Source organism: Sphaerimonospora cavernae (assembly GCF_042435035.1).
In the GTDB taxonomy this organism is placed as follows: Bacteria; Actinomycetota; Actinomycetes; order Streptosporangiales; family Streptosporangiaceae; genus Sphaerimonospora; species Sphaerimonospora cavernae.
Map to the genome: position 1 here is coordinate 94,694 of NZ_JBHMQT010000014.1, position 12,399 is coordinate 107,092.

Sequence of the window (12,399 nt, forward strand, 5' to 3'; positions counted from 1 at the left end):
ATCTGACAGGAAGCCTCGGTAAGCATTCACTATCCATCTCCGACATGTGACTCGGCCGCCTCTCGGCACCGGGCATCAAATTGGACAAGAACGCCGTTATCTCCCTGACTATCGCTACTGTTGATAGCTGGTAATTCTCCTTTTCGCGGTGGTTAACCGTGGCCTATCCGGCTATGTCTGCTTAGCCTTGACGGGGGCCGTCAATCGCATCGCTGAGGGGAATCCGCCGTGCCTCGTAACCGCCGCACCCGCTCCCCTATCGCGTGGCGCCGTACGCCAAGGGAGGGATGTCGTGGACGGATTCGTCGGGGTCAATCCCACCAACCTTGAGGAGCTGGCGAAGCGCCTGCACCGGCTGCACGAGGTGCTGTCACGCAACGGACCGCTGATCCGGCAGACGATGCAGCGGTGGGGCGGCGAGGTCAGCCTCGCCCCGCTGGCCCGCCTGACCGACGCGGCCCTGGACGACGCCCGCGACATGCGCGCACGTACAGCACGGGCGCACGATCTGGCGAACCTGAAAAGCCTGGATCCGACGACGCTCAGGCCCCGCGGGGAGTGGGTGCTCACCGGTCTGCCGCCCAGATATCTGGATCTCGACTGGACCGCCACCGGGCAGAGCGGCACCCAGGCCGTACAGGACGTGCAGGCGCTGAACGACGTCCTGGCCACCGCCTCCAGTAGTCCAGAGCGGGCGCGTCCCGACCTGGCCCAGGTGGCGCAGCGCATCACCGAGCACCTCGGCGACAAGGACTACCTCGCGACCTTCTGGGCGCAGGGCGGCGCGGCGGCGCTCAAAGCCGCGAGCACCCTCTACGAGGGCCCCGGCGGCTCGCTGCTCAGCGCGGACAGCGTGAGCCTTCTGCAGGCGCTGGGCACCTCGCTCGCCGCGGCAAGCAGGATGCGGACCGGCACGGGCAAGGACAGCCGGCCGCTGCTGTCCGCGGCGACCAGGGCGGCGATCACCAAGAACTCCGATCCCTGGTCGACCGGCATGCTCTTCAAGTACGGCCCCGACGGCACATCCTGGGATCCTCAGTTCCTCGCCGAGGTCACCCGTTCCATGCTCGACGCCCGCGCGACCGGCAGGACGCAGGTCGGGCCGGCCGACAAGGCCCTGCCCGTTCACAGCGGCGACCAGCAGGCTCTCGCCGACTTCGACCCCGTGGCGGCGGTGCTGGACCGTGCCGCCGAGAACGGCCTGGCGGCCCGGCACGTGCTCGGCGACCAGGCCAACGGGGTGAAGTACGCCACGATGCTGGTGAGCGACGACTGGCGCACGCTGGGTTACGACGGCTACAGCATGGACACGCCCCGCCGGGGACCGCTCCAGGTCGACATGAGCTCACACCCCGCCGGCTTCATCAAGGCGGCCGTGTCCGCCGAGCGAGGCGCCACGGAGGACGCCAAGGAGTCGGCCTGGGCCGTCGTCAACGTCGTGCAGGCCACCGCCGAGTTCGCCAGGCTCCATCCCGGCGACGTCCTCCCCCACCCGATCCGCCAATCCCTCATCCACACCGCCGACCGCTACCTCCCCGACCTCGCCGCATCTGTCAACAGCTACATGAGCGGGGCTCATCCACTCAGCGATCAACCCGATGCCCCATGGGCCGCTTACGTCGACCGAACCGCGTTGACCGCGTTTCTCAAGCAGGCTCTGCACGACCCCAAGGACCTCGGCTCCTTTCAGGGAAAGATGGAGGCCAGGATCAGCGCCAGCGTGGCCGCGTCGATTCGGAACCCCGGCGAGGACTATCTGCGCCAGATGAGCAGTCTCAACGGCCTGATTGCAAAAGTCGAGAAGGACCTGAAGTTCGACGACGCCCAGCAGAGAGACGAGCAGGCACAGCGACTCAAGACGTTCTTGTCGATCGCATCCGGCGGTTACGGAGCACTGAGCTTCTCGAACGCGTTCGGCAAGGGAACCGCATCTCAGGTATTCCTCGCGATAGCGCAACCCCCTGCCAACGACTCCATAAGCACCGACAACGCCATCAAAGCCCTGAGGATCGGCGAGGAAGACTTCCGTGAAACCCTGCTGCACGTCAAAATCCCCGTGATCCAGGGCCTGGTCGCGGCCGGTGCGATCAAGCTTCCGCCAGATACCTCCTGGTGCAAAAACGGAGTCATCACCCCTAACGTCGATCTGACCATTTGGTACAACGCCCACGAAAGAGTCGTGTACGGTGGTCGCCGACTGGGAGAGTGGGTCGGGGATGCCGAGCATGCCATGGAGGTGCAACGGTGAACAGCCGATCCGTAGTTTTGTTTTCCACGTGCGCCCTGCTTATCACCATTGGTTCGGCAGCATGCGGGGATTCACGCTCTACCGACCAAGGCCGCTCTGCGGAAGCGTACGTGGAGGCATACGCTTCCGCCACATTAAAGGCGGCTCAGTGTCTAGTGGACCATGACGCCATCCCGGAAAGCGAACTACGGAAGGCAACGTGGCTCCAGGGAAAAAAGATCATTCCCAATGTCGACTATACTAATTGGATTAGCACACACGACGGAATAAAGTACGAAGGGCATCGACTGTCCGACTTAATTCAAGAAGCCAGAGACGCCGGAGAGGCATGGAAATGCCCCCTTTGACGCTTTCTGTTACGCCTTGGTCACTTTCACGTCTCCAGACCCTCCAATCCCCCCGCGGTGCGTCCACGCGGGCACACCGTTGATCTCGCAACAGAGAGGTGTCGTTCGTTGTAACGGGCCCAGGCTCCTGAGAGCCCTCACGCGAGAGTTTGGGTACTACAGCATCCAGGCCATGTTGGAGGCCTGGGTCGGGTAGACGAACAGCGCTTGCTTCAGCGCGTCGGCGCGGACGTCCGCTCGGATGGCGAGAGCGAAGACGTTCGCGAGCTCGTCAGCCTCCGGGCCCAGGAGGTGAGCTCCGAGAATCTTGCCGCTGCCCTTCTCAACCAAGATCTTGCACATCGACGCCGGTTCGACGACCCGCCGCGCCGAGTACCAGCCGGAGGTGTCCGCCTGGTTGACGGTGAAAGACAGGCCCTTGGCGTGAGCTTCCTGCTCGGTCATCCCCACCGCAGCCAGTGCGGGAACCGAATAGACCACACTCCCCATGCCGAGGTAGTCCGCCGTACGCTGGTTGCCCTCCAGGAGGTTGTCGGCGACCAGGCCGCCCTCGTACTGAGCGAGGGGCGTCTCGGGCAGACCTCCGCTGTCGGCCGCGTCACCCGCCGCGTACACCGCCGGGTTCGAGACGCTCTGCAGGTGGCCGTTGACCCGGACCCCGCGGCGATCGAACTCGACCCCGGCGGCGGACAGGTCGAGATCGTCCAACTCGGGCGCGCGACCAGCCGCATGGACGACCATGTCCGCCTCGAACACCTCGGACCCCGAATCGGTCAAGGCCGTGACCTTGAAGTTTCCCGGTGTTCCCTCGACACTCGTGACCTTGGTACCAGTCCGGACGTCGATGCCCACGTCACGGGTGCGCTCCAACAGCCGCGCCACGAGGTCCTGGTCGAAGTGTTTGAGCGGCTGAGCCCCCCGGTGCAAGATCGTGACTGACGCCCCGGCCCTGGCCGCGATGTGGCTGAACTCGAAGGCGATGTAACCGCCTCCGACGAACACGATCCGCCGGGGCAACTCCGGCAGGTCGAGAAACTGGTCGCTGCGGGTGAGGTTGTTCTCGCCCTCGATGCCCAGCCTGGCCGGCCACGCGCCAACCGCTACGACCAGGTGGGCGCCGTCGAGTACGTCGTCGCCAACCTCGATCGAACGCGCGTCGAGAAAGCGTGCACGCCCGTGGAAGGGTTCCACCCCTGCTTGGACGAAGCCGTCCTCTCGATGCCGGGGAAAGGGGTCGGTGAACGTGCCCTTGAAACGGATCAGTTCGGGCCAGTCGATGCGCAGGTCCCCGGCGATGCCCCGGCCCTCCATGCGACGTTTCCGATCGATGATCTCGGCGGCTCCCACCAACACCTTCTTGGGGTCACAGCCGCGCAGCCCGCAGGTGCCGCCAAAGGGCCGGGAATCGACGATTGCCACCGTCCGGCCGGCCGCCCGGCACTGCATGGCCACCGCTGAGCCGGCTTCCCCTGTTCCGATCACGACGACGTCAAAGGACTTCTTCATGATCCACCCATCCTGGCTATCCGTTAGATCAGGCACTTATTCGTAGACGGCACCAATGATCTGACGCTGCTGCGCACGTCCTGCTCGCACGCGGACTGCCCGTGGCCGTGCTGTGGGTCCTACCCGGGTCCACGAGTGGGACACGTCCGTCGACCAGGTCATGTACGGCCCGAGCCCCTGTCATCAGAAAGATCAAAGTTGCATAGGGCCAGTTCGGGGCCAACATCGTCGCTACGGTTGCCGTTTGGAACAGGCCCTTGAGCACGTGTTCGGGAAGGACTGGCTTCATTGACCACGCATCGCCTCCGGTTCAGGGTCACCCGTGAGAGGGCCATCGACATCGGAGCCATCGTCTGGGGCGCGGATCCGATCGACGCGCCCATTGCCGGGGGTGTCTCCGGAGAGACCCTGGCGGAGCTCCAAGACGAGGTCGAGGCGATAAAGCACTTCATCCTCGATCTACCCACCGATGTGCCCGTGGCTGTGGAGTACGTGTTCGAACTCCCTGGAGTCTCTCCCAAGGAGCTGATTAGCCAAAGGTAGCCGCTCGTGAGCACTCGAAAGGTCTCACGGGCCGCTATCCGGCTCCAGTCGCGCGAAGGGAACCATGCGCGACGCTCTCGCCTCGCAGCGTCTGAGGAAGGAGACGTTTTCCAGTAGGTGAGCCAAAAGCTCATCCGGGTTCTCACGTACAGGTGATGCCACGACAGGCGATGCGTCGGCACCCGCGTCGATGAATACTGAGACACCCCTGCCCATGAGCTGTACATATTCGGGAGGCGTATCGCGCTCATACTTCAGGACAACATGCATTTCCCCGTCGGGCAGACATGGGAGTACAGCCCGCTCCGCATAGCCCACTTCCGGTCCAGCAATCATGAGCGTAACAGCGGGCATACCGGTGAACTTATATAGCACGATTCGTCCCCTGGTCAAGCTGAAGACGAGCCGGTTCAACGCGCCCACAACCGTAACCACAAGTAGTGGCATAGCCAGTCTCATTCCTTGTCCTCTCAGGGCGCGAGGACCTCCAGGATAAAACAACCGGACTGCCGAGATTCTGACGCCAGGCACGATCAAGGAGAGGAACGTCGTCGTTCACGCCATCTCCGACTCCTGCAGGCGAATGAAAACGCCACGATCCCAGGCAGCGGAGCAGGCCCCGAGGCACGCGCCGTCACACCTCGGGCCGGGTTGGGTGGCCCGCCTGCTGTCACGGGGGTGGTACAGCAGGCGGGCCGTTTGGCGGGTGGAATCTGGCGAGCCCACCGGCGGGGTGGCCTGGGAAGAGGTAGAGGCTCGACTGCGTCGCAGGATCTCGGCGGGACAGTAGGTGTACACCGTCGATTTCGACCCGATCGCCCAGCAGCAGGCCGACGCCCTCCCAACGATCGCGGGCACGGTGCAGACCCACCCCTGCATCCTCAACGTGTTCAGTGCCGACCGCACGGTCTGCTTGGCTGCCTTCCGATCTTGATCTCACCACCGATCCGGAGTTTCAGGTGATGGTGAACCGGCGGCGTAGGGCGCGGAGTGCGACACGGGCAGATCGGGTACGCAGAAGCACCGCGGTGAGCAGGGCGCAGGCGAATCCCACCGCGGCGAACAGCCAGGGATTGTGGGTCTCCAGGACCTGGAGGAGCGCCAGGGCGATACCCGTGGGGACGGTGGCCAGGGTAAATACGACCACGGCGCTGTTGACGTACCGGTTCTCCTCGTCACGGTTCAGTCGGTTGAAGTCGCTGATGTCGAGGAGGATCTGCTCGAACCGCTCGCGGAGCGCATGCTGGCGTTGGTAGGCGGTCAGCACGCGGTTGGGGATGCCGTGCGGGGTCAGGTGCTGCGCCCACAGATGGTGACGGAAAGCGCTGACCCTCCCTTCGAGGTCTGCCATGGTCGCCGTCAACGACGAGTCGAGCGCTGCGGCCATCCGCTTCTCCAGGTGGGTGATCCCCTGCTGCTGCATCAGGCCGAGCAGGATGGCGTCGAGGTAGATCGAGCGCAGGTACAGCTCCGCGTAGCCGAAGAACTTGTCGTCTCGGCCTTGGTCAGGGCGGATGCCGACGACACCCATGCCGTCGCGAAGGACGACCGCATGCCAGTCGCTGGACAGCCGGATGATCTCGTCTTCCCTCGGTTCGAGGTTTCCGGGGTCAGGGGGATAGTCGGCCAGCGTGGTCCGGGAGGCCAAGGTCCACAGCCACTGCCGGGCGGCCGCCCAGCGCCAGTAACGCGGCTGCCGGTACAGGCGCGGCAGACCTCTTGCTCCCGGCGCGACGAAGGAGATCGTGAAGGGCGACCCGGTCGACTCGATCACGGCCTGGCCGTCGAGGAGTACCTGCGGGTCGAAGTCCAGGCGTGGCGCGCCTCTCCGGCCTGCCAGCGCGCGCAGCAGCGCGATCGGGCTTCCATGCCTGGGCCTCAGATGTACGGCCACCAACCCGTGAGCGTCCGGCCCGGCGACAGACGCTCGTAGCGCTTCGACGCCGACGACCTCGATGCCGCCCATGACCCGCCGGGAGGGATCGTGCCAGCGCCTGGGGCGCTCCGCGCTGCCGTACAACACGCGGGCCGCCTTGTCGTTGTAGTACTCACTGCGCGCTTCGGCGGTTGACCGGATCTGCCCTTCCTGGAGGATCAGCGGTCCCGGCGGCCAGGTGGGGTCGGCCGGGAGGCGGGCTTGGTAGATGACGACGAGGGCTTGCCGCGCCAGCCGGGTCACCGGTAGTAGTCCTCCACTTCGGGCAGGTCCAGACGGATGACGTAGCGGGCACGTTCCGGGTCTGCGGGGTCGGTCAGGAATCTGACCCGTTCGCCGACGTGGAGGGTACGGAATCCCTCTGTCACGATGTCGGCGTACATGAAGGTGTGGTGGGTGCCCGTCTCCGCGTCGCGGACGAGGTAGGTGCTCAGCTTCCCGGTGCGCCCGCTGCCGTGCGGTGTGCGTTCGGCGATGTAGCCGACTCGCTGGCCGCCGGTCGCGGGGATTTCTTCGCCGCTCGTCACAGGTCCTCCACGCATCGGAACCCGATCACGTTGCTGCGGCCGTTTCTCCTGGCCAGGCCCTTGTAGGACGCTTGCAGCGCCCGGTAGGGGTTGTCGTAGGAACCGCCACAGATGACGACGTCGTCACGGTCTTCCAGCACGGTCGCGGTGATCTCCCAGACGTTTCCGGCCATTTCGCGGACGCCGAAGGGGGAAACGTTGCCGAGGTGGGCGTCCGCCTGGCCGGGCATGGCGTCGGCCAGTCGCCCGAGGTCGAGCTCCTCCCGCCATGCCTCGTAGGTGACCAAGGGCCGCCCGCTCCAGGAGTCCGCGCAGTTGACGGCGGCCAGGTCGATGTCGTCACCCCAGGGGAACAACCGGCCGTCGGAGCCCCGCGCTGCGGCCTCCCACTCCAGCGAGGTGGGCAGGCGCTTGCCCTCGAACCGGGCGAGGGCGTGGGCGCTCCAGTAGCCGACGCAGACCGCCGGGTGGTTCTCGTACGCCGGGTCCGTGAAGTACGACGCGACGCGCAGCCGCTCCCGCCACGGCTCGTGGGAGAACCCCGGCGGCTGATCCGGGTGGTCCCATTCGCGGGAGCCGTACCGGCGGACGGCCTCAAGGAACCGGTTGTAGCGGGCGACCGTGACCGGGAACCGGTCGAAGCGGACCGGTCGTTCTATCCGGCGCAGCATCAGATGATGGCTCGGTCCGACCAGGTAGACGCCCGCCGGCAGGATTCGGTCATCGGAGAAAACGGCGGACCCTGCTGTCTGGCGAGATCGCAGGAAGAGGAACTCGCGGACCTGCTCGGTGAGGCGCGGCGTGGCTCCGACCTGAAGGGCGGCCTCCCGGTTCACGGGTTCACGCAGGTGCTCGGCCGTCAGCAACTCCTGATAGGCAGAGTGGGCGAAGGCCACAGCGGACGCACCGGCGGGCCGGAACAGTCCCCGGAGGCGGAACGTCGGGTAGCCCAGCCGCCCGCCCTCGAACACCTCGATGCCCAGGCCGTTGACCAGATCGACGAACGTGAAGACGGTCTGGCCACGCAGAAAGGCCGACCCGAAGTACGCGGCAATGCGCTGCCGGACGTGTGCCAGGCCGGCCGATCCGACAATCTGGATGAAATGCCGCCAAGCCAGCTCAGCCAGGTGAGGAGGACCCCCGCCGCTCCCGAGTTCGTCGGCCAGACGCAACTCCAGTGGTGAGGCCGAATCGGCCGCATCGTGCAGGCGCAGCGCCGAGAAACGCGGCACCTGGAGCGGATTGACGCCCTGCGCGTGCAACTGCTGGACCAGCTTCTCCGACACGAGCGCGGTGCCGTCCAGCAACCGGCGCACCTGCGGCGTGTCCTCGAGGAACGACACCCGCGAGGTTGTGATGACCGCAGACTCGGCCGACAGCACCTGCGCGAGCTCGGTGAACAGCTCAATGAATCCCGCCTGGGTCATCGACGGCACCGCCTCGTCGATGCCGTCCAACGCACAGACCACCGAGCCGGAACGGGCGAAGTAGTGGAACGCCTCGAAGATGTAGGCGCTCTCGACCGCCATGTAAGGGGCGAGGCTGCGCGTGATGAACGTGCGGAAGTCCTCGTCCCGCCGCTTCAGGCTCATGTCGAAGTAGAAGCGGTAGCGGCGGCGTCCCGCAGCGACCGGCCCGGCGACCAACTGCTTGAGCAGCGTGGTCTTGCCGCTGCCCGAGCGGCCCACGATGAGCAGGTTCCCACCGGAGGCGGCCACCTCGTCCAGTAGCCCGTCCGCGGCGCCGACCTGGGAGATCCGCTGTTCTCCGGTCTGCTCGTCGGTCGTGAGCAGATCACCGGAGATCGTCAGCCTCGCGCCGGCGGCCGGCTCGGGATAGGAGGCCAGTACGTCGGCCAGATGGCGGTCCAGGTCGACGAACGCGTCCATGAACCGGTCATAGGTGAGGACGCGGTAGTCGTCGCCCAGCGGCTGCGGGGCCCGCTGGACGCCGTTCTCCTCCAGGATCAGAAACCGGGTGAGCTTCGGAAGCTGGGTCTGCAGCAGCTCGCCACCGGTCGCCGCCAGCACCTGGACCACATCGCTGGCGTTCTTGCTCAGCAGCAACTCGACGTACTCACTGCGCAGGCCGCGTTCACGGAAGAAAAGCTGGTAGACCGTGTTCCGAGACAGCTCGAAGCGCTTGACCGGCTTGAAGTCCAGCGTCAGGTACAGCCCGGCGAGGAACTCGGCCTTCGCCGCGACGTCGGTGGCGAGCTTGGGGATGTCACCGGTCAGGACGCCGCTGCCGGTGCTGCTGAACCACGCCAGCACGTCCAGCAGCCGCCGTACGGCGGTAAGCCCGTCCTCGTCAGCGATCTCGTAGCCGTCGTGGGTGGAGCGGTTGCGCAGCCGCTGAATGTCGCGCAGGGCGTCCAGGACGCTACCGCTGCGGATGTGCGGCTGTGCGCCCTTGATGAGCTCGCTCAGCGTCTTCCCGCCCGGATCGCCGGGAACGTTGTGATGCCGCCACAGCTGCTTGAGGATCCGCTCTGTGATCTTCCCGACCAGGGCGATCGCGTTCTCCGGATATCCGTCGCCGAGAGACCTGATCGGGCGTTCGAAGTCCAGGCCGAGGTGACGGGCGATGCGGGCATGGTCGTCCAGTTCGTTGCGTAGCTGATGCAGTCGGGTGTCGAGTTCGACGCTCACCCCTTCACCCCGAGCACGAAGGCGAACCGGTCAGGAAAGGAAAGCTCGGGCCCGGGATGCCGATCGCGGATCTCGGCAATGCCCGCTTCGATTTCCGCGTCATCGAAGCTGGACAGCAGCGACATGTAGCGGTTGCGCACCATCCCTGCGTAGCGCTCCAGGCTGAACGTGAGCGGGAACTCGTCGAAAGTGAGTTCGGCGGCCAGGCCGCTGTCTCCGAGGGCGGCGGCGATGCGCTCCGGGTCCGGCTGACGCTCCTGGAAAAGCTTCAGTGCCGCATCGAACAGCGGATAGTCGATGATCGTCGGCAGCATGACCACGAGGATCCGCCCACCGGGCCGGAGAAAACGGGCGAGCCCGGAAAGGACCCGGGAAGGATCGGCCACATGGTGGATCACCTCTTTGAGGAGGACACCGTCATAGCCGTCATGCGGCAGCCGTACTCGGCCTTCGACGAGGTCTTCGGCCCCTGCGCACAGGGGGACCAACCGCTCGTCAGCGGGGAGTTGCGCCAGCATCGCGGGAGACGGGTCGGCGCAGACGACCGTGCCGGCGCGCTCGGCCAGCCCACGCGAGTAGAGCCCGGTCCCGCACCCCAGGTCGAGCACCCGGTCACCCGCCTCGGGCCGCAGACGCTCAACAACGCACTGGGTCATCCATCGAATGAACTCCGGACTATAGGCCCAGTTCTCGTCAAATCTGTCCGCGAGACGGTCATAGTGCGCTCGCGTGACATCGTCCTGCACGAGACGTTCCTCCCAGCCGAGGCATCAGGGCACGCCAAGGATCCGCCGGGCAGTCAAGAGGAGTCAAGGAGCGGTGATGCTTCGGAAACCAATTACGGGTGAATTGTCCTGGCCTAATACCCCACCAATTCACTGGGTGCACGTTCATCCATCGGCACCCTCGGCCTGTGAGAGCTCCCGACTATTGTGCGTCTCGGCCGGGCGGCGGGCCCGGTTGGCCTTGATCAGAGCTTGAGCACCCGCCTCGACCTCCGCTCTGTCAGCCTGGTCTGGGAAGAACGTCGAGAGGAATCCTTCATGATCGTAGCTGTGAGTGCTACTCACGGCCCATCTCTTCCTTCAGGCAGGTCGACCAGAGCGTTGCCATTCAGGCGACCTCCAGTTCCTGTGGGTGAATGAAGACACCGCGGCGGCGGAAGGATGCCGGCGCGTGGACGAACGCGTCAACGCGGGCTGCCGGGCTGTTGAACGGGAACCAGAACTGGCGGAGACGCCGTGTCTCAGTCCAGGCAGGACCGGCCTGGCCCTCCTGGGCGGCAAGGTGCTCGGCGAGCGCCGCAAGGAAGACGTCCCAGCGGGAGTCTCCGACGCTGGAAGGCTCTGCGGACAGCAGGCCCAGCCGCGTCTCCGGCTGCTCATGCCGGTACTCCTCCAGGAACTCGGCGATCAAGCGCCAGCGTGTTTCCTCGTCTGGATGGCGAGCCAGCCAGCCTGCGAGCACATCAATGGAGGCGGCTCGATACTGCCGCACGGGCCTCATGGATGCCACGTTAGTCCCACACTCTCGTTTCCTGCCGGTTCTCTACCCGCTGGTAGGCCGAGATCGTCCGGCAGAAGCAATCAACTCATCTCGGGCAGCAGAGCCACGGCCCCGAGGCGCGCGCCATCAGACCTCGGGGCCGGGCGGGTGGCCCGTCTGCCGTCACGGGGGTGGTATGGCAGGCGGGCCGTTTGGCGGGGCGGCCTTCCTCGGCGGGAAGGTGTTCGGGGAAGGCCGCCCGCACCCTGCCGTCACCGGCGAAAGCGATCGGCAGGGCGGCTCATCAGACCTGTCACGCCGGGGAGCGTCAGGTCGGGTACGGCCTGAGCCGTACGGCTTCCGACTCCCCTTCGCGCGAGGCCTCTGATTGTGGCGTGGTCAGGATGGGCTACGCGGGCGGGATCTCCATGACACCGAGAGCGGCCAGGCCGATCAGGTGCATCCCGGCGCTGCGGGCCTCGGCGATCGTCATCTCGATGACGGCGCGGTCGTCGATCTGGAGATGGATGCGGGGCTCGTCATCGCCGGGGCCGAGCACGAGATCGAGCCACAACCTCTGCGGGAGACCCGCCAAGGGGATGGCGTGCAGGTCAACGGCCTGTACCCAGGCGGTGTGGATACGCTCGCCGGGATGCTCGTCGATGTGGGCGTCCATGCACCACGGCGGACACGACCGCTCTGGGACCGGCTGGCCCGAAACGAGGTGATCACCGGTGTGGCCGGGCATATCACGTACGTCTCGGACGAACTCGCCGTCCTGCCCGCCACCGTTCGCATGGGGCACAGCCTCGTCGTTGTCGATCCGGAGCCTGACCTCGTTCCGGATCATTGGGTCACCGCCATCTCGGCGAGGCTCTCCTGCGTGGCGATGGCCTGACACAGCGCGCGCAGGTCGTCGCCATCCACCGTCCGGTAGGCGCCGGCCCGCTCGGCCTCCGGCGAGAACGGCCGCTCCCGGCTGGCCCACAGCCGCCCCTCGTCGCTCCTCATGATCCGCCACCCGGCGAACTCCGTACCGGCCGCGGCGGCCTTATCGTGTGACACGGTCAGGAACCTCCGTTTCCTGATCAGGACCCGTCGGCGGTGTGCAGTACCTCCGGCGGGTCCGTTTTTGATCTCTAGCGCTTTGCTCGAA

The 12,399-nt window shown here is 66.0% G+C and carries 12 protein-coding genes; 3 read left to right on the top strand and 9 right to left on the bottom strand.

The window, feature by feature from the left end; genetic code table 11:
- Nucleotides 1–292: 292 nt before the first annotated feature.
- Entirely contained in the window at nucleotides 293–2,248 is a 1,956-nt protein-coding gene (locus ACFHYQ_RS09550; protein WP_394300738.1) for a hypothetical protein, read from the top strand.
- A gap of 503 nt (nucleotides 2,249–2,751) precedes the next feature.
- On the opposite strand, the gene ACFHYQ_RS09555 is transcribed toward ACFHYQ_RS09550, so the two are convergent.
- Nucleotides 2,752–4,101, bottom strand: coding sequence for a dihydrolipoyl dehydrogenase family protein (locus tag ACFHYQ_RS09555; protein WP_394300739.1), 1,350 nt, complete (start codon nucleotides 4,099–4,101; stop codon nucleotides 2,752–2,754).
- 288 nt (nucleotides 4,102–4,389) lie between these two features.
- On the opposite strand from ACFHYQ_RS09555, the gene ACFHYQ_RS09560 reads away from it, so the two are divergent.
- Complete coding sequence (locus tag ACFHYQ_RS09560; RefSeq protein WP_394300740.1) at nucleotides 4,390–4,644, top strand: hypothetical protein; 255 nt, start codon at nucleotides 4,390–4,392, stop codon at nucleotides 4,642–4,644.
- A gap of 24 nt (nucleotides 4,645–4,668) precedes the next feature.
- On the opposite strand, the gene ACFHYQ_RS09565 is transcribed toward ACFHYQ_RS09560, so the two are convergent.
- Nucleotides 4,669–5,103 (bottom strand): hypothetical protein, encoded by a 435-nt coding sequence (locus ACFHYQ_RS09565; RefSeq protein WP_394300741.1) that lies wholly within the window; start codon nucleotides 5,101–5,103, stop codon nucleotides 4,669–4,671.
- 331 nt (nucleotides 5,104–5,434) lie between these two features.
- Here ACFHYQ_RS09565 and ACFHYQ_RS09570 point away from each other — a divergent pair, with 331 nt between their 5' ends.
- Entirely contained in the window at nucleotides 5,435–5,578 is a 144-nt protein-coding gene (locus ACFHYQ_RS09570) for a hypothetical protein (RefSeq protein WP_394300742.1), read from the top strand.
- A gap of 21 nt (nucleotides 5,579–5,599) precedes the next feature.
- On the opposite strand, the gene ACFHYQ_RS09575 is transcribed toward ACFHYQ_RS09570, so the two are convergent.
- The 7 genes from ACFHYQ_RS09575 to ACFHYQ_RS09605 form a co-directional block, all read right to left on the bottom strand.
- Nucleotides 5,600–6,823: a hypothetical protein gene (locus tag ACFHYQ_RS09575; RefSeq protein WP_394300743.1), complete on the bottom strand. Its 1,224-nt coding sequence runs from the start codon at nucleotides 6,821–6,823 to the stop codon at nucleotides 5,600–5,602.
- On the bottom strand, nucleotides 6,820–7,107 hold the full coding sequence (locus tag ACFHYQ_RS09580; protein WP_394300744.1) for a hypothetical protein: 288 nt from the start codon (nucleotides 7,105–7,107) through the stop codon (nucleotides 6,820–6,822). Before ACFHYQ_RS09580 ends, ACFHYQ_RS09575 begins: the two co-directional genes overlap by 4 nt.
- A complete protein-coding gene (locus ACFHYQ_RS09585; protein ID WP_394300745.1) occupies nucleotides 7,104–9,758 on the bottom strand; it encodes an SUMF1/EgtB/PvdO family nonheme iron enzyme in 2,655 nt (884 codons plus the stop codon). The genes ACFHYQ_RS09580 and ACFHYQ_RS09585 overlap by 4 nt, the downstream gene beginning before the upstream one ends.
- The gene (locus ACFHYQ_RS09590; RefSeq protein WP_394300746.1) at nucleotides 9,755–10,414 is read right to left on the bottom strand and encodes a class I SAM-dependent methyltransferase; all 660 of its coding nucleotides are present in this window, start codon (nucleotides 10,412–10,414) and stop codon (nucleotides 9,755–9,757) included. Before ACFHYQ_RS09590 ends, ACFHYQ_RS09585 begins: the two co-directional genes overlap by 4 nt.
- A 457-nt stretch (nucleotides 10,415–10,871) precedes the next feature.
- Nucleotides 10,872–11,264 (bottom strand): hypothetical protein, encoded by a 393-nt coding sequence (locus ACFHYQ_RS09595; RefSeq protein ID WP_394300747.1) that lies wholly within the window; start codon nucleotides 11,262–11,264, stop codon nucleotides 10,872–10,874.
- Between the two features lie 388 nt (nucleotides 11,265–11,652).
- Entirely contained in the window at nucleotides 11,653–12,093 is a 441-nt protein-coding gene (locus ACFHYQ_RS09600) for a hypothetical protein (RefSeq protein ID WP_394300748.1), read from the bottom strand.
- Nucleotides 12,090–12,308, bottom strand: coding sequence for a hypothetical protein (locus ACFHYQ_RS09605; protein ID WP_394300749.1), 219 nt, complete (start codon nucleotides 12,306–12,308; stop codon nucleotides 12,090–12,092). Before ACFHYQ_RS09605 ends, ACFHYQ_RS09600 begins: the two co-directional genes overlap by 4 nt.
- Nucleotides 12,309–12,399 lie beyond the last annotated feature (91 nt).

Coding starts and splice junctions, on each gene's coding strand:
- ACFHYQ_RS09555 (WP_394300739.1), bottom strand. CDS start 4,101: ATGAAGAAGTCCTTTGACGTCGTCGTGATCGGAACAGGGGAAGCCGGC.
- ACFHYQ_RS09565 (WP_394300741.1), bottom strand. CDS start 5,103: ATGAGACTGGCTATGCCACTACTTGTGGTTACGGTTGTGGGCGCGTTG.
- ACFHYQ_RS09590 (WP_394300746.1), bottom strand. CDS start 10,414: ATGACCCAGTGCGTTGTTGAGCGTCTGCGGCCCGAGGCGGGTGACCGG.
- ACFHYQ_RS09595 (WP_394300747.1), bottom strand. CDS start 11,264: ATGAGGCCCGTGCGGCAGTATCGAGCCGCCTCCATTGATGTGCTCGCA.
- ACFHYQ_RS09600 (WP_394300748.1), bottom strand. CDS start 12,093: ATGATCCGGAACGAGGTCAGGCTCCGGATCGACAACGACGAGGCTGTG.